This window comes from Prochlorococcus sp. MIT 0916, assembly GCF_047305155.1.
Taxonomy (GTDB): Bacteria; Cyanobacteriota; Cyanobacteriia; order PCC-6307; family Cyanobiaceae; genus Prochlorococcus_B.
The window spans coordinates 1,151,355-1,171,052 of the sequence record NZ_CP138980.1 but is presented as its reverse complement, the minus strand read 5'-3'; the positions used below and the strand labels follow the sequence as shown (position 1 = coordinate 1,171,052).

Genomic DNA, 19,698 nt, shown 5'->3' with positions numbered 1-19,698 from the left:
ATATAGATTTAGAGTATTAGTTAATTAAGTCATTTAAAAAATGTCCAGAATCTATGAAGACAATAGTTTCGCTATTGGTCATACACCATTAGTTAAGCTTAATTCGATTACAAAAAGCGCAAAAGCAACAGTACTTGCAAAGATAGAAGGCCGTAACCCTGCCTATAGCGTCAAATGCAGAATTGGAGCAAATATGATCTGGGATGCTGAGAAGAAAGGTTTACTCAATAAAGATAAAGTCATTATTGAACCAACATCTGGAAATACTGGAATAGCCCTTGCTTATACAGCTGCTGCTCGAGGTTACAAGTTAATCCTCACAATGCCTGAGTCCATGTCAATTGAACGTAGGAGAATGATGGCCGTTCTTGGTGCTGAATTAATACTTACTGAGGCAGCGAAAGGAATGCCTGGCGCCATTGCGAAAGCGAAGGAAATAGCAGATAGCGACCCTCAAAAATACTTCATGCCAGGACAATTTGATAATCCAGCTAATCCAGAAATACATTTCAAAACAACAGGTCCTGAAATTTGGGATGATACCGATGGTCAAATTGATGTTTTAGTCTCTGGCGTCGGTACTGGTGGCACAATAACAGGTGTTTCTCGTTTCATAAAGCAAGAAAAAAATCATTCATTATTATCTGTTGCAGTAGAGCCCACTCATAGCCCAGTAATAACACAAACTCTCAATGGAGAAGAAGTAAAACCTGGCCCTCACAAAATTCAAGGCATTGGAGCTGGGTTTATTCCTAAGAATCTTGACTTATCCATAGTCGATCAAGTTGAGCAAGTCTCTAATGATGAGTCTATTGCAATGGCATTACGTTTAGCACAAGAGGAAGGTCTACTAGTTGGAATATCATGTGGTGCCGCTGCAGCTGTAGCTTTAAGACTGGCCGAAAAAGAAGAGTTCTCAGGAAAGACAATCGTTGTAGTTCTACCTGATCTTGCTGAAAGATATATCTCATCCGTAATGTTTGAGAATGTTCCTACAGGCGTTATTCAAGAACCATCATTAGCTTGACTTTTGAGTTTATATAACTGACTCCGGTGTTATCAACATCGCGTCTCCATATGAGAAAAATCGATATTTGTTAGAAATAGCATGTTTATAAAGTTTCAACAGACGTTTTCGACCAATTAGAGCGCTAACTAAAAGTAATAGGGAACTTTTAGGTAGGTGGAAATTAGTGAGCAATCCATCAATGACGGAAAATTTAAATCCTGGTTTAATTACCAAATCCACTTTGCCCTCATACGGCTTCAAAGTTCCTCTTCCTGAAAGGTAAGCAGCCTCAAGGGCTCTCACACTTGTAGTTCCAACAGCAAAGACTTTCCCCCCATCCTCTTTACAATTAGTTATTGCTTTGGTGGTCTCTTCAGTAACCTCTATCCACTCACTATGTAAATGCAACTGAGATAGATCTTCTTTCTCTAATGGTCGAAAAGTTCCTAAGCCGACATGCAAAGTAATTTGTGCAATTCTGATACCTCTAATTTTTAAATTTTCTATAAGTTCATCACTTAGATGTAAGCCCGCTGTAGGAGCAGCTATAGCTCCTGGTTTCAAAGCAAATCTAGTCTGATAGTTTTCCTCATGCCCACTAGATTTGTCCTTATCTATATATGGAGGTAATGGAACTTCTCCACATAAATCAAGTAAATTTTCCATTTCCGTCCAACTAGTAAACTCATTTGAAAATTGAATAATTCTTCCGCCTGTTCCCTCATCCTTATCAATAACTTTTAAGATTAAAGAATTATCTGGTGACGTATCCAACCATAATTGATCACCTTCTCTCATACGTCTAGCAGGACGACCTAGACAAAGCCATTGGCCATTACCCCTCGGTTCCATTAGCAATAATTCACCTACTCCTCCTCCTGATAATCGAATTTTCAATCTTGCTTTAACAACTCGCGTATTATTTACAACTAAAAGATCACCAGTCTTCAAGATATCCTTTATGTCCCATACCTTTCCATGAAAAAGATTTAAAGAGTCATCTTGGCCATCTTTAACAATCATCAATTTCGCATCATGCCTACTCTTGGTAGGTGATTGAGCAATTAATTCATTTGGTAAATCATAGTTATATGAGCTTAAAAAATTATCTTTTTGATCTAACACATCAACTCAGATTAAAGTAAGAAAAAATCACTTGTGGTTCGACTAATTAAGTCTCAAGACGAGAGGCTATAAGGGTTCTTTTCGATTAAATATGCCAAATCCTTCAGGAATAGTGCTCCATCAGCCCCATAGATCACCCTGTGATCAGCGGTAAGATTTACTTGCATCTGTTTTTTGATTGAAATCGAACCATCTTTAGAAGCAACAACCTTAGACAAGGAAGCTCCTACCGCTAAAATTGCTCCTGTCCCTGGGGGCAGAATTGCATCAAAACGATCCACCCCAAACATACCTAGATTCGAGAGTGTAAACGTACCACTACTATATTCTTGAGGTTCTAATTGCTTATTCCTCGCACGCTTAACAAGATCAGCCCATTGCAGGGATAAATCAGCAAGACTGGTTTTGTCAGCATTTTGCAGCACTGGAGTTATCAACCCTCCATCCTCCATCGCAACCGCAACGGCTACATTTATTTGTGAAGGATAGGCAATCCCCTCAGAACTAAAAGCTGCATTCACCTGGGGGTGTCTAGCGAGGGTTAAGCCAACTGCTTTAGCAAGTAAAGCAGTCATAGTTACTCCATTAGGTTTAACTTGTTTATAAAGATCATCCAATTCATCAGTAAGAATTGAATATCCCACTCTGAAACAAGGAGTATTTAAACTTTCCTCCATGTTCCGGTTTACAGCTTGTTGAAGAGTATTGAATGCAATTGTCTCCCCTCTAGATCCAAAACTTTTTCCTGGAACAGGTGGCTTACCAGAGTCAACAGATTTTTTTTCTATGCGAGGCACGTCAGAAACTATTTTCGCTGGAGCATTACTTTCAGCAATCCAAGGGACACTTATGGGTTGCCCTTTTGCACTTTGAACATCCTCGGCTTGTATCCGTCCATGAGGGCCTGAGCCCCTAACAGTTGCCAAATCTACTCCCATTTGAAAAGCAAGTTTTTTAGCTCTTGGAGAAGCGACTATTCGACCATCATTTAAAAACTGATCCTGATTTACAGAGGATTCTGAAACAAGAGGTGCAGGAGATGCCTTTGTAATTACTGTTGCTTTAGGAGAGTCAACAGAGGCTTGTTTTTCTTGAACTTGAGGCGATGAACTCTCTTTCTCTTGACTAGCTGATTGAGAGGAAAGAGAAGGTGCATTGGCTTGAGCCGCTGCGATCTCATCAGCTGTCTCAACAATCAATCCAATTGTCTCTCCAACAGGTGCAGAGCTTCCAGCTGGCATCACAATCGAGGCAAGAAAACCATCTTGGAAAGACTCAACATCCATATCAGCTTTATCTGACTCAACAACTAAAACTGACTCACCTCTTTCAACTTTATCTCCAGGTTTTTTTAGCCACTCAACTATTTTCCCCTCAGTCATTGTCGAACTTAAAGCAGGCATAAAAATGTCATGAGTGGCCATAATTTGTTCCTATTTCCTTTATGGGGAGTTTGTGGCAAGGCTTCAAAATTTTCTATCTAGAAGCTTTGCAAGTATCAATACATACCAATGTTAGTTCTACATGAGTGTCCTTACAACGATAGGTTTTTTTATGTGGATTTCTTCTTAATATCAAAAATTCTTTATTGGATAAATTTTAGTTCTACCAGATTTCAAACTTGATCAATTGCCTCTACTACGCCATCTCTTACCAAAATACTCACACCCATTTTACTGACTAAGTTATCACCAACTTTTAAATCACAAAAACTGTCAATTTGTCCTTGCTCGACGATTTGTTCCATCTCTAACTCACGCACTTGAGATTGCTGTAACAGAAGATTTCTTTTTTGTTCTTCAAATTCTGATCTCTTAGAAGCAACTTGATTCTGAACTTGAGCTACTTGCTCTTGAACTCTTGGATCAAGGGGATTAGAACTCTGACGTCTAATCCCATCAACAATTTGTTGTCCTTCTTTTTCTAGTTCACCAAGTTGCTGATCTATTGCTGAAATTGCATTACTTAATTCGCGCTCAGCCTCCTCTTTCCATGAAGGTGTTACAACTGCTCTGACCGTTATTGAACGTTTTATTGAAATTGAGTCCACCTGATCAATACATTATGATTAGATCCATATAGGCTCTCAGTAAAAGAGAGTATTGGTCAATTAAATTGACCAAACAAACAAATTACAAATCATATATTTCATTTATAAGTTTTAAATCACGTTGAATAATTTTTTCACGTTTTTGCTTAAGAGTTTGCGTTAACAAGCCATTTTCTATTGTAAATGGCTCTACTAAAGCAATTTCAAATAGTCTCTCTTCTCTTCGAGATGCAAAACGATTTGCAAGAACTTTATTCATTTCCAATCTTAGAGATTTTCTTAGTTCATGATTTTCAGGGGATAGTCCAAGAACAACTTGTGAATCCACACCTCTTTCTGCCTGCCATACTTTTACGTGATCAATTCTTGGCACAATCAAAGCAGCAAGATGTTTTTGATCTTGCCCCAGTAGCAAAGCTTGTTCAATCAATGGACTTGCAATCAAGCACTCCTCCAAAGGACCAGGCTCAATATTTTCTCCACTACTTAGCACAATCGTATCTTTTGCTCTTCCAGTCAGGATTAAGGATCCATCAGCAAGCAACATCCCTAAATCTCCAGTATTAAACCAGCCACCAGAATCTAAAACCTTCTTCGATTCTGATTGTTTTCCTAAATAACCAGCCATTATTTGAGGACCACGAGCAAGAACCAATCCTTTTTGACGCAGTTTTTTTATTTGGAATGTTTCTGGATCTACAATCTTTATCTCAGTCTCTGGTAAAGGTTGACCTGCACCTCCACGTATATTCCTCCAAGGTCTTCTACAGGTGAGGACTGGACTAGTCTCCGTCAAGCCATAACCAACTAATAATTCAACACCTAAAGCTTCAAAGAAAGAATCAATATGCGGAGCAATTGCACCTCCACCACTAATTGGGAATCTCAATCTTCCTCCGCAAATCTTGATAAGGATTTTTGGCCATAAGTAAATAGAGGAAATTCTATGAATTGGATACCGCAGAAGAATCTCTATGAAAGAGATAATTTGTTCTAAACTAGAAACACTATCAATAGTTAGAGAATAAAGTTTTCTTCGAGCTAATTTATATGCCTTACTATTAGAAATCGCACTTTTTATAAAGGTCTGTCTCAGCCTTGGCATTTTATCAACAGCGTCCTCAAACCCTAACTTTATTGACTCCCAAAGTCTTGGAACTGTTGCCATTACTATTGGCTTAACCCTAGGCAAATCTTCCTTTAAATGCCTTATTGATGTATAACTTTGAGTGCAACCACAAGAAAAAAAGTAATATTCTGCACTACGTTCATATGAATGCCAAATGGGCAAAACACTTAATACTGGTGCTCCTGGAGAAGGGTTCGCCACGCAAGCAAGTGACCTGATTTGATGTAATAAATTAGAGTGTGTTAGTGGAACGCCTTTGGGTTTACCTGTCGTTCCAGAAGTATATAAAATGGTTGCTATTCTTGTTGTTTGCCTCTCAATTATTTTCTCCCGTTTACTTACATTTTCTTTATTCAAACCTTTCTTCAAAAAGCTCTCCCATTCAAAAACGCCTTCACAAGCTTTACCCTCAAGTTGAAGAACAAATTTCAAATTATTTATTTGATCATCACTAAGAGAAAGTTTGTCCCAAACATCAGAGTTTTGAACAATCAGACCAACAGCATTTGAATCCTCAAGAATATATCTAAGCTCGCTTGGGGGAGCAGTCGCTCCTCTAACAGAGTCTGCTGCTCCTATTCGCATAAGACCTTGGTCGGCGATGAGCCATCTAGGACTATTTTCTGCAAAAAGAGCAACAACATCATCAGGTCCTACCCCGATCTGAGCGAAGGCAAATGCTGCCTTAGAAATATTTTCTGCAAGTTCCTCATATGTAAAGCTTTCCGGATGAAAAGTATGTGGTGAATCAACTGCTAATACATCGCCCAACTGAACTTTTAATAGTTCCCAAATCTCATCAACTTGATTAATCTTATCAAGATGAGATCTTCTATTAATTGCTTGTTCCTCTTTTCTATTAGAGATCCAAAAAGCCAAAGCATCTTTAGAAGCAAATCTATTCTTTTGTGAGTTAGTTTTTGTCATAGCCAAAAAATAAGTTTTATTTTTTTAGTAATACTTATAAGGTCAATTTATATGTTTTCCCAGTTCAATTTAAAACGTCTTTTCACAGATTGCCTTAAAAGAGGCTTAACGTCACAGACTTTGATGCCAGGTATCCAATCACTCAATTTACCTAATTTAACTTTATCCAGTCCACAAGGAATTATCTTCTCAAAACCAATAAGATCACAATCTACATTCAGTGAGAATCCATGTTGCGTAACCCATCTCTTGCAACCAATTCCTATTGAACCAACCTTTTTATCTTCACACCAAACTCCTGTTAAGCCATCTATCCTCTTTCCCTCTATTCCCAACAAGTCAAGAGCATCAATCAGAACTTGTTCCAATTCTCTCAAATACCAAGATAAATCTTTTTTGTGAAGACATAAATTTAAAACCAAGTATCCAACGATCTGTCCAGGCGTGTGATGCGTGACTTCACCTCCTCTCTGAATATTAAAAACGGGCATGGAAGATTTATTTTCTTCGAATAACAAATTTTTTTTGTCGCCACCTATACCCATTGTGAAGCAAGAAAAATGTTCAAGAAGCCATACTGCCTGTGGTGAGAATGGTTCCTCAATAAGGGTTTTCTGAAAATTCTTCTGCCAAGCTAACGCAGTCTCAAATGGCACAATATTTTTAGGTTCAAAAAGAAAAGCGGAAGAAAATTGTGCAAGTTGAGGGGTTAGATCTAAGTTGCTATTAGGCCCTGATTCAGGCGAAACAGAATGAAGCTTCTTATTCATGGACGCAATCTTGAATTAACTCCATCACTTCGTGATTACACCAAAACAAAAATTGATAAAGCAACTCACAATTTCCAAGAAATGGTACAAGAAGCTGACGTCCACCTCTCAGTTGCTCGAAATCCGCGGGTACCGCAACAAACAGCAGAAGTGACTGTTTTCGCAAACGGTACCGTAATAAGAGCCCAAGAAAGAAGTGAAAATCTTTATGCAAGCATCGACTTAGTAGCAAATAAACTTGCACGGCAATTACGTAAGTATAAGGAGCGACATAATAGTCATAATGTCCATAATAATCAGTCAACAAAGTCAATACAAAACGAAGAAACTCAAAATTATTCTTCCTCGAATAATCCGCTTATTGAAGGGAAAGAACCACATCTTCCTAGCCCCGGAGTAAGACGCAAATATTTTGAGATGTCTCCTATGACTATTGAGCAAGCAAGAGTCCAATTAGATCTTATTGATCATGACTTCTATGTTTTTAGAGAGGAAGAAGGGTCAGCTTTACGAGTCATCTATAAGAGAAATCACGGAGGATATGGCGTGATCCAAGAAAAAATTTAGCTACTAGTCAAATGAGTAAAAATAGTTGGGAAGAAGCTCATGCCAATATTGCTAATGTCATTTATCAAGCAATCTTAAATCCTCATTTTGATAAAGAAATGCTTATTCAGGTTTGTGATGCATCCAAGCAAAATGAATTTGCAGGTTTATGCACCAGTCTTTCTCATTTACCAATTGCACGTGAAAGATTAGGAAGCAAAAGTACTACAAAATTAACCTCAGTAATTGCTTTCCCTTTTGGGTTTATCCCAACTTTTAACAAACTCAAAGAAGCTGAGTATGCAATCGAGAAAGGAGCAGAGGAATTAGATTTTGTTCCAAACTATTTTGCATTAAAAGAAGGAAATATTGAACTTTTTGCTGAGGAAATAAATCAAATAAGTGAACTAGGTATTTCAGTAAGAGTAATAATTGATGCAAATACACTTTTAACTTTATCAAAACTTTCAATAGCAATTAATGCTTCAATTGAGGCAGGCGCTACTGGAATTCAAATAGGGAATGGATTTGGTTCAGCTGTCACAAAGAATCAAACGCTTCAGGTCTCTAAAATTGTAAACAATCGTTGCTCAATTAAAGCTGTTGGAGGAATTAAAACTTTTGATCAAGCAATTGAAATTATTGAAGCAGGTTCTAACTATATAGGGACAAGTTTTGGGTTTGAAATTACACAGGAACAAAAGAAAAAAGATTAATGAGTCCAAATCAAAGAGTAAAAGGACTATCTTTAAAAGTTGGACCTCTTGGAGAAAATGATAGGCTTCTAACTTTACTTACGGAAGAGAATGGCATATCTCGACTTGCGATACCTGGAGCAAGGAAACCAAGAAGTAGACTTGGTGCTACATCTCCTTTTAATTTTTTAGACTTACATATAGTTGGGAACAAGGATCTTAAACGAGTTACACAAATTAAGATTCTTAAGAGTTATGGGAATCTTGGGAAGCATATCGAAACTCTTTCAGCCGCACAAGCAATTTCAGAGCTAATAATAATTATGGTGGGAAATGAAAACCCACAAAAAGATTTACTTAAACTGGTATTAATTCATTTAAATAGACTAGACGATTTACACAAAATAAAATTTGATTCATTACAAGCTTTAGCAATAAGCGTTCAATCATGTATTCATTTATTAGCTCTGGGCGGATATTGCTTACCACTTCAAAATTGTTGCCACTCAGGCTCCAAACTAATAGCCCCTATTGGAGAATGGAGCTGGAAGTGCAGCTTTATTCCTGAAGAAGGTTTTGCAATTGGAGGGATACCTAATGCAAGCATTGAGCTAAACCCATCTGAACTTGCTTTACTTCAAAGACTATTACTAGAAAAATTACCTTGTCATAGTAATGGCAAATTATTAGGTCCTAAATATGTCTGGTTAAAATTACTGAAGGTTGTTGAAGCCTGGATCGCTACTCATTTACAAAAACGAATTACCTCTCTTCAAATGATGAGAGAAGTAATAATAAGTAGTGATCTAAATACTAAGTAGGACTAGATATTGGAAAAATTTATTTTTATAAAAACCTTATTTATAAATTATTTAACTATTAATAATAGTTTGGGAAGAAATTTAGTCTGGCTGCTAGTTTGAAATACCGGTAATTTTTAGAGTTTGACCCATATCGCCTGGCTAGGCAAAAAAACACCTTTTTGCGGGAACGTATGCTACGGGCTTAGCACGACTGAAAAGCTTAGAGAAAGAGGATATCAAACAAGTTTTATTCACTTTGATAACCCACTAAGAGAAGGAAATAATAAGACTTCCCTACTCGCAAATGATCCTGATGTAAGTCTTCCTTATTTAATTAAATCTCAGGTTTATACAATCCCTTCTTTAAATGCTCAAAGAGAGCTTAGAGAATCTCTCTCTAGACTTAAACCTGATTTAGTCCATGCCAGTCTTACTCTTTCTCCATTGGACTTTCGATTACCTGAACTTTGTCATCAACTTAATTTACCTTTAATCGCAACTTTTCACCCAGCTTTCGATTCAAAGCTGAGAAATCTGACGGCCAACACACAACAACTTACCTATCAACTTTATGCACCATCATTAGCCAAGTATGACAAAGTAATTGTTTTTTCAGATTTACAAGCAGAAGTGCTCGCAAAGTTGGGGGTAAAAGAAAATCGACTCGATGTGATTCCTAATGGAATTGATATAAAAAAATGGAAACCCCTTAATCCAAGTAATATACAAAATGAGCTTCAACTTAAAATAAGGGAAAAGCTAGGTTCTGAAAGAATCTTTATCTACATGGGCAGAATAGCTTCTGAAAAAAATGTTGAAGCTTTACTTCGTGCATGGAGATTTGTCCAGCCAAAAGGATGTCGACTAGTAATTGTAGGCGATGGTCCACTAAGGCCAACACTGGAAAATCATTCAATATTCAACAAAGAAGATAATGTTATTTGGTGGGGACATGAAGCCGATCAAGATAAAAGAGTCGCTCTTCTACAAATCGCTGAGGTTTTTTTGCTTCCAAGTCTTGTAGAAGGATTATCTATCGCCTTGCTCGAAGCCATGGCAACTGGGACAGCGTGCGTGGCAACCGATGCAGGAGCAGACGGTGAAGTACTTGAGAATGGAGCTGGAATTGTACTTAATACGGAGGGAGTTACTTCTCAATTGAGAACTCTTTTACCTGTTTTGCGAGATCAACCAGTACTTACCAACGAATTAGGTAGACGTGCACGTTTAAGGGTAGAAGAAAAATATACACTCCAACAAAATATTGACTCACTTGAAAATCTATATACAAACGTGCTTAGATCGTCTAACTCGGAACCTCATCAGCCAATTGACGACTCTTCTGAGCTGCCAAAACAACTGCTTCAATTAAAGCGGATCTCAAGCCCGCAAGTTCAAGGTGTCGAAGAGCGCTAATTGTTGTCCCTGCAGGAGAAGCAACCATATCTTTAAGTTCAGCAGGATGTAAACTCTTCTCTCTTAATAGCGATGCAGTTCCTGATAAGGTTTTGTGAGCTAATTGATTGGATAAAGATCTTGGCATTCCTGCTGCAACAGCCCCATCAGCCATTGCTTCAACCACTAAAGCTATATATGCAGGTCCTGAAGATGTTAAAGCCAAAAAGGAATCAAGCTTTGACTCCGGTAACTCAAAAATTTCACTAATAGGTTCAAAAATCTTTCTAACTGCTATCTTTTGATCCAAAGTTATATTATCTTCCCATGCCAACCCTGTAAGCCCTTCTCCTACGAGAGAAGGTGTGTTTGGAACAGCTCTTACACATGTGTGTCCAGGGAAAGCTTTCTTAAGGCTTTTCAATGTTATTCCAGCTAAAACTGAAATCAACAATGGTTTAGGAAACTGCTCATTTGATTGAAATGATGAGACCGACTCTTTAATTTTGCCGAATTGCTGAGGTTTTACAGCCAACAATTTCAAAGGTGCATTCCACACTTCTCTAGACAAAGAATCTTCACTAGATACGATGCTCACTCCTTTTGGAAGATCACTCAATGCAGATGCAATACTTGCGCTACTACCAACAATTCCAAAAACATGTTCAGGGTTATATTCACCTCTCTCAATAAGAGGTGAAATAATAGCTTTAGCCATACTCCCAAGGCCAATTATCCCTATAGAATTTTCCAATCTATTTAATCTTTCAAAGAGCCGTAGCTACTGTCTCCCCCCAAGCAGGCTCTGGTGCTGGAGATGACTCCTTAGGAATCAAATCAGTTCCTTTATTAGTCATACTTGAAGGAGATGCTTCCTCTTGGAATGAATTAGTTACAGTTACGCAAGAAGGTGCAAAAAGAAAAATACTTTCTCCAACTCTTTCTTGATGTCCATCAATAGCAAATGTTCCACCTGCGACAAAATCAACAGCTCTTTGCGCCTGATCAGGCTCCATCATTGTGAGATTTAAAATAACTGTTTTACGCTCACGCAAAGATTGAATCACCCTTGGCATCTCATCAAAGCTACGTGGTTCCATTAAACTAACTTCAGAATCATTTGTTGAGATACCAGGCATACCAATAACATTTGAAGAAGCAAACCCACTCCTTCCATCAAAAGGATTGGACTGGGAGATAGTTGCCATTTCTCCACTTCTTTCTTTATTTGATCTATTGAAACTTTCAAACTCATCACTTGTTTCGTAATCGAGCTCATCAAAATCACTATCTAAAAAGTCATCACCAGCGACAACAGCACGAAGACGGGAAATAAGCGACACCAGTTAATCCTCTGGGATAATTTAAAAAAGTTGGACTAGCCAACAATCGATACATCTTCAAGAAATGAAGGATGAACCATATACTTAAATAACGTTCCTTTTCTTATGGAGCAAGCTTTTTTATTAGTTTTTTCATATCTTCGACAATTTATCTAAGTTTGACGTTTACCAAATATAAGAGATCCTAAACGAATCCAACTCGCACCACATTCAATAGCCTCTTGCCAATCATTGCTCATTCCCATTGAGCAATCCTTTAATCCCAAATGATTTGCAAGTTTTCTACATTCACAAAATAAATCTTTCCTTTGATGAGAATTAAGAGCTATGGGTGGAATTGTCATTAGACCAATCAAATGAATATTGTTCAGAGAAATAATCTTCGACCAATTTTCCAAAAGATCTTGTTTTAAAAATCCACCCTTGCTTGGGTCATCCCTTAATTTTACTTGAAAAAATATATTTGGTTTTTTATGCTCTTCTTGTGAAATTCTAGAGATTCGTTCAAGCAAAGCAAGCGAATCAACAGAATGAATAAACTCAAATTCCTTGACAACTCCTCTAACTTTATTTTTCTGCAATTTACCTACAAAATGCCATCTGAGTTGCTTTAAATCATTTAGATCGTTTTTTTTTGGAATAGCCTCTTGTAATCGACTTTCTCCAAAATCTAACTGGCCAAAACTATACAGTTTACGTATAGATTCTTGATGGTGTCCTTTGCTTACAGCAAGTAAACTTACCCCATGGGGTAAAGAATCTTTTATTGAGTTAAATTTGCTAGAACTAGACAAGGTCAAATCAAATAGAGTCACATAAAAGTTTGATTAAATAATTCCTGCCAAACAAGTATCTCAGAAGATTTTTCTCTCTTACATTTAGACAAATGCATTTCTGAATGATGTCGAGCATCCATATATGGAATAACTTCAAAAATTGCTCCTCTAGGCTGCAAGGTAACTAAAAAGAATATTTTCTGTGCATATAAAGTGGCATAGACATCTCTAGCATTACTTGCTGGTGACACTAGATATAGCATTCCAAAAGTTGGATGATTTAGATAGCGTTCAGCGTTCAAATCTTAATTCTTTTTATTTTAAGTAGTACCATACATACAACGTAAGCTAATAGCTATCAAAAGCAAAAAAATCGAACCTAAATTAAGCCACAAATATTTAGGATTAACAACAATACTCGGTCGTAGTTGCTGTGATGATAGCCAAAGCCCCTCCCTTGACATTAAAGAATCAGCCCCCTGTTCTGCTCTAAGCAAGATATTTGACAAAAGTCTTTCCCCTAGAGAAACAAACAAACTCAATGAACTTTTAAGCCCCAATTTTCTAAAATCAATTGCCCTCACACCAATTGAACGAAAGAGGTTTTGGAGCTCCTCTTGAACTAAAGGTAAAAATCGTAAAGCCAAAAGTAGTTGAAATGACAATTTTTCCAAAGGAAATCCCAATAATTTTAAAGGCGCAAAAAACCACCTTATTGTCCATACAAGGTCTTCAGGAGGGGTTGTAATTAACATCAAATTCACACTATGAATAACAGTAAAAATCAAAGTCGAAGTTTTAATACCTAATTCTGCAGAGCGGCGATCTATGATTAACGGTCCTATTGAAACACCCACGAAATCAAATGGCCCCAACCTGAACACCTCCCATGATCGACTCAAAACAATTGCTCCTTCTATTTCATCAGGTGCTCTTATGGTCAGTTCATTTGATATTTCACTCGCAGGTAAAACAATCGATAAGGATCCAATAAACAAAGAAAAAACCAATAAAAACACTAGCGATCTCCACCAAATTCGTGGAGGGAGAAAACTAAAAAATGTAATTATTAAAAGCACAAAAGCTGTTGAAATTCTCCAAAGGGAGTTAGCTAAAATTGGAGTTATCAAAAATGACAGGATCCAAGAGAGCTTGATTCGAGGATCAATACTACGAAGCCAGCTAGATTGGCCAGAAACATATTGACCAATTGGAATCTTTTTTAGCCAATCCATAAATAATTACTAATTTTGCCCCCCTTTCTGTTGGCGTGCCAAATCTTTTTCAACATCACGTTGCTGCTTCCCTCTCCAAAATAATTTTATAGGAGTCCCTTCAAAACCCAACCCTTCTCTAATTTGTCTCTCAATATATCTTCGATAAGTTTCTCCAAACAATTTCGGGTCATTCACAAACAGCGTAAAACTTGGGGGGTTAATAGCCACTTGAGTGCCGTAATATAGACGCCCTTGTTTTCCACCTCTCGTGGTAGGAGGACTTCTCCATTTCAATGCCTCTGTAAGCACCTCATTAACAACTGAGGTAGTCACCCTTCTTCTATTCTGATCAACAGCCAAAGTAGCTAATGCAAAAATACCTTCGACTCTTTGTCCCGTAAGTGCAGACGTAAAAATCATCTCAGCCCAATCAAGAAAGTATAGTTTTGCACGAATGTCTTTTTCCATTGCAGGCATTGTGTGACTATCTTTCTCGACAGCATCCCATTTATTAACGACAATCACACAAGCTCTTCCTTCATGTTCAATTCTCCCTGCAAGCCTTTGATCTTGTTCTGTGACGCCATCCAAAGCATCTATAACCAATACACAAACATCACTTCTTTCTATTGCCTTAAAACTACGATTGATACCAAAAAATTCTGGGCCATAATTAACACTTCTACGCCTACGTATTCCCGCCGTATCAACTAATTTCCATTGCTTGCCCTGATGAGTAATTCGAGTATCAATAGTATCTCTAGTCGTACCTCTAATCGAACTAACAATTGCTCTTGTCTCTCCACAAATAGAATTAAGAAGGCTTGACTTACCAACATTTGGCCTCCCAATAATAGCCAATTGAACAGGAGAATCACTAACTTCATCTAAATCTTTAGATGGGAACAAATTGACTACATGATCAAGCAGGTCGCCTGTTCCTACTCCATGTATGGCAGAAATGGGATAGGGCTCACCAAGACCAAGCTTCCAAAATTCAGCTGCCATTGCCAAGCCTTGTTCGGGAGATTCACATTTATTAACCACCACAAGTGTTTGACAGGAATGAGACCTTAAAAATCCCGCAATCGATTCATCAGCTGCAGTAACGCCCTCCTGGCCATCAACAATTACTAATGCGACTACAGCTTCTTCAAGCGCAAGATTAGCTTGCTCTCTAATTTCAGGAAGGAACTCACTATCATCATCAAAAACAAGGCCACCAGTATCTACAACTTTAAAATCTCTATCCCTCCAAAATCCATCTTGATAAGTTCGATCTCTAGTTACCCCTGGCTCATCATGAACAATGGCTTCTCTGCTCTGACATAAGCGATTCACCAATGTAGATTTCCCAACATTTGGTCGTCCAATTATTGCGACTATTGGTAGCGCCAAATTTCTCTACCTTTCATAAGATTATTAACCCTTTATAGGTCAAAATTAAGATTAGTTCCTCATACTACAAGTGTGAGCAAAGAGTTCGATTCCAAAATGAAATTTAGAAATCAAACTTCCCTAAAAAGATTGACCCAAAAGAAAAGGGATTCATTAACTATCAAAAAATCCTTAATAACAATCCTTCTCGTTTTGATAGCTTTTATGCAAGTGCCAATTTCCTTAAAAGCATCATTAAGTATTTTTTGCTTATTTTCCGAAACCAACGAAACAACTAAAACTTTGTTTTTTTGTAATGACTGAAGTTAATCCAAGCTTGCTTTAAAGATGCAAGAGTTATCTCCGATTTTTTTATCAGGCAATGGAACTTCTAGATCTTTAGAGTGTCCTGTTATTCAGTCCCCACTTGCTGGAGTAAGTGATCAAATATTTAGGAAATTTGTTCGCAGGTGGTCTCCAAAAGCTTTACTTTTTACCGAAATGGTGAATGCTAAAAGTCTTGAATTAGGTCATGGAGAAGAGAAGGTAATTGAGCTTTCAGAAGAGAGTGGGCCAATTGGTGTTCAACTCTTTGACCATAGGCCAGATTCAATGATAGATGCTGCCATCAAAGCGGAATTATCTGGTGCATTTCTTATAGATATCAATATGGGTTGCCCAGTAAAAAAAATTGCTAAGAAAGGAGGCGGAAGTGCTTTATTGAAAGAACCAGAACTTGCTCAATTAATCGTCAAAAAGGTTTCAAAAGCGATATCAATTCCAGTAACAGTCAAGATAAGGTTGGGGTGGTGTGAAAACACAAGTGATCCAGTGTCTTTTGCTTTAGGGCTACAGGAGGCTGGAGCGCAACTCATAACTGTTCATGGACGAACGAGAAGGCAAGGATTTTCTGGGTATGCAAACTGGGAATCTATTTCAAAAATCAAAAAGTCATTAGATATACCTGTCATTGCAAATGGTGATATTAAAAACTCTCGAGATGCTATTGAATGCCTAAAGATTACTAATGCAGATGGGGTGATGATCGGAAGAGCAAGTATGGGCGCTCCATGGCTGGTTGGTCAAATTGATGAAGAAATTAAAAATCAAAAAACTTTTAACCCACCTGACGCAAAAATGAAAGTCAATTTATGCTTAGAACATCTAAAATTACTTGTTTTAAAGAACGGTAATCATGGGCTTTTGATTGCTAGGAAACATATGAATTGGACTTGTAGAGGCTTTGAAGGCGCCTCTACTCTTCGCCATAAATTAGTTAGAGCAAGCACTCCAAATGACGCAATAAATTTACTCGAAGACGAACTTATTAAATTCAACTAAAAATTTTTATGGCATTGTCATAGGCCAACTTTGTCTAATCAAAAGTAAAGAAAAATATGGCCTAGAGCCTAAGGAGAGATCAGATGCCCTAAGAATTTGTTGATCTGAAAATCCTATTCTTTCTGCGAATATAGACCTTTTAATTAGATCAAGTTCTTCAAGCAAAGGTTTAACCCACTCCCATTTTTTACCAAGTTTGAGCAAAACAACTATCCTTTTCTTTGACGCTGCATCAGACAACATAACCTTTAGTTCTTCACATGAGTCTGGCACAGGCGATATGAGCAATTGTTCTTCTTGAAAAGCAAGTGGTAATTTACTTTGCGCAGCAGCTGCAGAGAAAGAGGTAACACCTGGAATTAATTTAACAATGCACTCTGGATGATATTTTTCTAGCTCCTTTGAAAGATAAGAGCCTGTCGAAAAAAGCGAGATATCTCCTTGAGCAAGGAAAACGACTCTTTCACCTTTATCAACCATCTTCATTAATTCATTTCCAGCAACTCGCCATGCACTTTTTAAAGTGTTCTGATCGTCAACCATGGGAAAATGCAAGGGCAATTTTTTTTTATCTTTGGTTATCCATTTTGAAGCAATTTTTTCAGCAAGACTCTCTCCTCCCCTAGTCGAGACAGGATAAGCAACAACAGTTGATTCTTTAATGGCATCAACTGCTGCCAAAGTTAATAAAGAGGGATCACCGGGGCCTAAACCAGTAATAGTCAAAACTTTCATTTAATTGGGTAACGTCTGTCTACTTAAAAGAGATAATTAACTATGCATTCTTGGCTCACGATGCATTTCCAATAAAGCATCAGATTCAACCTTAGCTAATTCTTCTAACCTAGAATTAAGAATATTTCGATCAAAACGTTCATCAGCCAACTTCCAATAAACTCCAAAATGCCTAGCCTCACTTCTTAGTAAGTCGGCGTATAAATGACGAAGTTCAATATCAGGAGAATGTATAGACAATAATTTCATTCTTTCATGACTCCTTGCCTCAATAAGTCCCGCGACTAGAAAGCTATCCAACATTCGAAGTGGTTCATACTTGCAAATATTTTTTGCCAGAATTGCTCCATAGGGAGGTGAGGCTAATTTTTGAAGTTTTTTTCCACGCGCATTTAAAATAGACAAAACCCTCTCAAAATGTTCTAGCTCCTCTCTTGCTAAAGGGCTTAAGACCTCTGAAAGTCCAGGTTCACTTACATAACGAAACATAAGTTGAAGCGCTACACCAGCAGCCTTTCTCTCACAATGAGCATGATCCAAAAGTATTTCCATTGGATTAGAAATTGCAAGCTCTATCCAATCATCAGTAGTTTTATGTATTAGCCAGCGAATCTTTGATTGCCCAACAACTGCAGATTTTGAATCATTCATAAGCTCCTCAAGCTCGCTTTAAATAAGAAACTATCCCCTCCAAAGCAAGTTGATAACTATTTGCTCCAAACCCACAAACCAAACCCAATGCTTTATCTGAAAGGAATGATTTATGTCGGAATTCTTCCCTAGAATAAATATTACTTAAATGAACTTCCACATAAGGAATCGCAACTCCTAATAAAGCATCTCTAAGAGCAATAGAAGTATGTGTATAAGCTCCCGCGTTAATTAAAATCCCGTCAGTTGTACCAACACTGTTCTGAATGCAGTTAATCATCTCGCCCTCTGAATTACTTTGAAAGAATTTGAGCTTTGCATCAAGTTCACCAGCTAAAGTCAATAACTCTTCTTGAATGTCTTCTAAAGTTTGAGATCCATATATAGATGGTTCCCTTTTTCCAACAAGATTTAAATTCGGACCATTAACAAGTAAGAGATCCATATTCCTTTCAAATTGAGCATCTTTCATGATCGTATCGACTCCAACCTCAAAGGACCAACAAATTCGAGAAAAGTGGCACCATTTACTGTTAATCTCTTCAAGTGGATCGGGTCGGTGCCCGAGTGGTTAATGGGGGCGGACTGTAAATCCGCTGGCTACGCCTACGTTGGTTCAAATCCAACCCGGCCCATCTTTTCCACAAGCCCTTGTAGCTCAGCGGTAGAGCACTCCCTTGGTAAGGGAGAGGTCTCGGGTTCAAGTCCCGACGAGGGCATCTGAGGCCCTCTACCAAGAGCACCTAAGCAGAGTCTAAGGCCCCCAAAGGGGTCTTTTTTTATAGCTATTACTGCGGGTTGAGAAATCAACTGTAATTTCTTTTTAAAATTAAACCAACATATAAAATTTAAATATCTTCCCTAGCCAATATATCCTTAATAAACAATTTACTTCTCCTAGAAAAAGTAGCCAGTCTATATCTTATGGTGAATTGACAAGAGCTTCTAATTGAAGATACGAAGAATAGATAAAAAATTTAAACTTCTATTGATATATAGATGCCTATCTGTAATTTTATAATTTAAATGTTTGCATCTTTAATAATAGATCTATTGAAACCTTGTTCGCGTACATCTTTTGAATCAGTTGGTCTTGCTACAAAAAGAGCTTTACTCCTCTTGGTTGCCATAGCATTTTTTAAAATTGAAAAGGTAAATGATCGTCGCTCAAAATTCACTTCAGGCACTCCATGATATGAAGTATCTGAATTTAAAAAAATTATGGCTCTATTATATTTCGGAGATATCTTATGAATGCATTTTTTCATATTATCATCCCAAACCTCTAGTTGCCCTGTATGACTTTTTTCATTAAATAAAGGTTGCGTATAAAATAGAACTGTTAATTCTTTTCTCAAACTTGACTCTGGTGAGAATCTTGCATCACTATGTATCAATTGAAAAGAGTTAGGTAACATAGTTCTCATACCAGACCATCTCATTGCTTTATCGGGAATCAAGTCTTTTATTTCTAAAAGATGACCTAGTTGCTCGGTGAACTTTTCCGAATGTAAATTTTTCGCAATCTCTGATATTTTCTCTGGCATTAATTCTAACTTAGAAATACCTCTCATTCCTCGTTCTAATATATTTACCTTTCCATTTATATAGTTATGTCCCTTATGCCAGGCTGAGTTATCTGACTCAGGCCAGTTGTGAGAAATTCTTTCAATGACTTCATCTTTTAAGAAATCATCAATAACCCAAATGAAATAGGGGTATGTAATTTTAGATATATTTGAATTAGGATTTAAAATTTCCAATATTTATCTTACCGGAGTTTTTCTAAGATAATATTATATCATTTAC

General features: G+C 37.4%; 21 protein-coding genes and 2 tRNA genes. 8 read left to right on the top strand and 15 right to left on the bottom strand.

Translation table 11 applies throughout. From position 1 onward, the window contains the following. Nucleotides 1-40: 40 nt before the first annotated feature. Nucleotides 41-1,027, top strand: a complete 987-nt coding sequence (gene cysK, locus SIB53_RS06045) for a cysteine synthase A (protein WP_413677371.1) — start codon at nt 41-43, stop codon at nt 1,025-1,027. A gap of 9 nt (nt 1,028-1,036) precedes the next feature. On the opposite strand, the gene queA is transcribed toward cysK, so the two are convergent. From queA to lipB, 5 genes are all read right to left on the bottom strand, one after another. After that, nucleotides 1,037-2,134, bottom strand: coding sequence for a tRNA preQ1(34) S-adenosylmethionine ribosyltransferase-isomerase QueA (queA, locus tag SIB53_RS06040; RefSeq protein ID WP_413677370.1), 1,098 nt, complete (start codon nt 2,132-2,134; stop codon nt 1,037-1,039). A 53-nt stretch (nt 2,135-2,187) separates the two neighbouring features. Beyond that, on the bottom strand, nt 2,188-3,558 hold the full coding sequence (locus SIB53_RS06035; protein ID WP_413677369.1) for a dihydrolipoamide acetyltransferase family protein: 1,371 nt from the start codon (nt 3,556-3,558) through the stop codon (nt 2,188-2,190). Between the two features lie 191 nt (nt 3,559-3,749). Then, nucleotides 3,750-4,184 carry a YlqD family protein gene (locus SIB53_RS06030; protein ID WP_413677368.1) on the bottom strand — a complete coding sequence of 145 codons (435 nt, stop codon included), beginning with the start codon at nt 4,182-4,184 and terminating at the stop codon, nt 3,750-3,752. Between the two features lie 82 nt (nt 4,185-4,266). Continuing rightward, complete coding sequence (locus SIB53_RS06025; RefSeq protein ID WP_413677367.1) at nt 4,267-6,240, bottom strand: AMP-binding protein; 1,974 nt, start codon at nt 6,238-6,240, stop codon at nt 4,267-4,269. A gap of 47 nt (nt 6,241-6,287) precedes the next feature. Further along, nucleotides 6,288-7,010 (bottom strand): lipoyl(octanoyl) transferase LipB, encoded by a 723-nt coding sequence (gene lipB / locus SIB53_RS06020; protein WP_413677366.1) that lies wholly within the window; start codon nt 7,008-7,010, stop codon nt 6,288-6,290. On the opposite strand from lipB, the gene hpf reads away from it, so the two are divergent. From hpf to SIB53_RS06000, 4 genes are all read left to right on the top strand, one after another. After that, a complete protein-coding gene (gene hpf, locus SIB53_RS06015) occupies nt 6,993-7,577 on the top strand; it encodes a ribosome hibernation-promoting factor, HPF/YfiA family (protein ID WP_413677365.1) in 585 nt (194 codons plus the stop codon). The two genes, lipB and hpf, sit on opposite strands and share 18 nt — an antisense overlap. A gap of 11 nt (nt 7,578-7,588) precedes the next feature. Next, nucleotides 7,589-8,272, top strand: a complete 684-nt coding sequence (gene deoC, locus SIB53_RS06010) for a deoxyribose-phosphate aldolase (RefSeq protein ID WP_413677364.1) — start codon at nt 7,589-7,591, stop codon at nt 8,270-8,272. Then, nucleotides 8,272-9,072: a DNA repair protein RecO gene (gene recO, locus SIB53_RS06005; protein ID WP_413677363.1), complete on the top strand. Its 801-nt coding sequence runs from the start codon at nt 8,272-8,274 to the stop codon at nt 9,070-9,072. Before deoC ends, recO begins: the two co-directional genes overlap by 1 nt. 123 nt (nt 9,073-9,195) lie before the next feature. After that, nucleotides 9,196-10,470, top strand: coding sequence for a glycosyltransferase family 4 protein (locus SIB53_RS06000; protein ID WP_413677362.1), 1,275 nt, complete (start codon nt 9,196-9,198; stop codon nt 10,468-10,470). Here the strand turns inward: SIB53_RS06000 and proC are convergent. From proC to der, 6 genes are all read right to left on the bottom strand, one after another. Then, on the bottom strand, nt 10,361-11,203 hold the full coding sequence (gene proC, locus SIB53_RS05995) for a pyrroline-5-carboxylate reductase (protein WP_413677361.1): 843 nt from the start codon (nt 11,201-11,203) through the stop codon (nt 10,361-10,363). The genes SIB53_RS06000 and proC overlap by 110 nt on opposite strands. A 13-nt stretch (nt 11,204-11,216) precedes the next feature. Next, on the bottom strand, nt 11,217-11,792 hold the full coding sequence (locus SIB53_RS05990) for a cell division protein SepF (protein WP_413677360.1): 576 nt from the start codon (nt 11,790-11,792) through the stop codon (nt 11,217-11,219). A 152-nt stretch (nt 11,793-11,944) separates the two neighbouring features. Next, on the bottom strand, nt 11,945-12,586 hold the full coding sequence (locus SIB53_RS05985; protein WP_413677359.1) for a YggS family pyridoxal phosphate-dependent enzyme: 642 nt from the start codon (nt 12,584-12,586) through the stop codon (nt 11,945-11,947). Between the two features lie 17 nt (nt 12,587-12,603). Continuing rightward, nucleotides 12,604-12,870, bottom strand: coding sequence for a PipX family protein (locus tag SIB53_RS05980; RefSeq protein ID WP_413677358.1), 267 nt, complete (start codon nt 12,868-12,870; stop codon nt 12,604-12,606). An 18-nt stretch (nt 12,871-12,888) separates the two neighbouring features. Then, nucleotides 12,889-13,803: an energy-coupling factor transporter transmembrane component T family protein gene (locus tag SIB53_RS05975; RefSeq protein WP_413677357.1), complete on the bottom strand. Its 915-nt coding sequence runs from the start codon at nt 13,801-13,803 to the stop codon at nt 12,889-12,891. Between the two features lie 9 nt (nt 13,804-13,812). After that, entirely contained in the window at nt 13,813-15,183 is a 1,371-nt protein-coding gene (gene der, locus SIB53_RS05970) for a ribosome biogenesis GTPase Der (protein WP_413677356.1), read from the bottom strand. 327 nt (nt 15,184-15,510) lie between these two features. Here der and dusB point away from each other — a divergent pair, with 327 nt between their 5' ends. Next, nucleotides 15,511-16,503 (top strand): tRNA dihydrouridine synthase DusB, encoded by a 993-nt coding sequence (gene dusB, locus SIB53_RS05965; RefSeq protein ID WP_413677355.1) that lies wholly within the window; start codon nt 15,511-15,513, stop codon nt 16,501-16,503. Between the two features lie 6 nt (nt 16,504-16,509). Here the strand turns inward: dusB and cobI are convergent, their stop codons facing one another. Genes cobI through aroQ form a run of 3 tightly spaced genes read right to left on the bottom strand, consistent with a single transcriptional unit; the run spans nt 16,510 to nt 18,334 of the window. Continuing rightward, the gene (gene cobI, locus SIB53_RS05960; protein WP_413677354.1) at nt 16,510-17,238 is read right to left on the bottom strand and encodes a precorrin-2 C(20)-methyltransferase; all 729 of its coding nucleotides are present in this window, start codon (nt 17,236-17,238) and stop codon (nt 16,510-16,512) included. A gap of 36 nt (nt 17,239-17,274) precedes the next feature. Next, on the bottom strand, nt 17,275-17,889 hold the full coding sequence (locus SIB53_RS05955) for a tRNA-(ms[2]io[6]A)-hydroxylase (RefSeq protein ID WP_413677353.1): 615 nt from the start codon (nt 17,887-17,889) through the stop codon (nt 17,275-17,277). Between the two features lie 7 nt (nt 17,890-17,896). Continuing rightward, a complete protein-coding gene (gene aroQ, locus SIB53_RS05950; RefSeq protein ID WP_413679127.1) occupies nt 17,897-18,334 on the bottom strand; it encodes a type II 3-dehydroquinate dehydratase in 438 nt (145 codons plus the stop codon). 108 nt (nt 18,335-18,442) lie between these two features. Between aroQ and SIB53_RS05945 the strand changes: the two genes are divergently transcribed. Then, a tRNA-Tyr gene (locus tag SIB53_RS05945) sits at nt 18,443-18,524 on the top strand. Nucleotides 18,525-18,536: 12 nt separating this feature from the next. Beyond that, a tRNA-Thr gene (locus tag SIB53_RS05940) sits at nt 18,537-18,608 on the top strand. Between the two features lie 303 nt (nt 18,609-18,911). Here SIB53_RS05940 and SIB53_RS05935 read toward each other — a convergent pair. Continuing rightward, a complete protein-coding gene (locus SIB53_RS05935; RefSeq protein WP_413677352.1) occupies nt 18,912-19,652 on the bottom strand; it encodes a 2OG-Fe(II) oxygenase in 741 nt (246 codons plus the stop codon). Nucleotides 19,653-19,698 lie beyond the last annotated feature (46 nt).

Bases quoted from the DNA above. Each gene is read 5' to 3' on its own strand.
- cysK (WP_413677371.1), top strand. From the start codon at position 41: ATGTCCAGAATCTATGAAGACAATAGTTTCGCTATTGGTCATACACCA.
- SIB53_RS06035 (WP_413677369.1), bottom strand. From the start codon at position 3,558: ATGGCCACTCATGACATTTTTATGCCTGCTTTAAGTTCGACAATGACT.
- SIB53_RS06025 (WP_413677367.1), bottom strand. From the start codon at position 6,240: ATGACAAAAACTAACTCACAAAAGAATAGATTTGCTTCTAAAGATGCT.
- hpf (WP_413677365.1), top strand. From the start codon at position 6,993: ATGAAGCTTCTTATTCATGGACGCAATCTTGAATTAACTCCATCACTT.
- lipB (WP_413677366.1), bottom strand. From the start codon at position 7,010: ATGAATAAGAAGCTTCATTCTGTTTCGCCTGAATCAGGGCCTAATAGC.
- deoC (WP_413677364.1), top strand. From the start codon at position 7,589: ATGAGTAAAAATAGTTGGGAAGAAGCTCATGCCAATATTGCTAATGTC.
- recO (WP_413677363.1), top strand. From the start codon at position 8,272: ATGAGTCCAAATCAAAGAGTAAAAGGACTATCTTTAAAAGTTGGACCT.
- SIB53_RS05975 (WP_413677357.1), bottom strand. From the start codon at position 13,803: ATGGATTGGCTAAAAAAGATTCCAATTGGTCAATATGTTTCTGGCCAA.
- dusB (WP_413677355.1), top strand. From the start codon at position 15,511: ATGCAAGAGTTATCTCCGATTTTTTTATCAGGCAATGGAACTTCTAGA.
- cobI (WP_413677354.1), bottom strand. From the start codon at position 17,238: ATGAAAGTTTTGACTATTACTGGTTTAGGCCCCGGTGATCCCTCTTTA.
- SIB53_RS05955 (WP_413677353.1), bottom strand. From the start codon at position 17,889: ATGAATGATTCAAAATCTGCAGTTGTTGGGCAATCAAAGATTCGCTGG.
- aroQ (WP_413679127.1), bottom strand. From the start codon at position 18,334: ATGGATCTCTTACTTGTTAATGGTCCGAATTTAAATCTTGTTGGAAAA.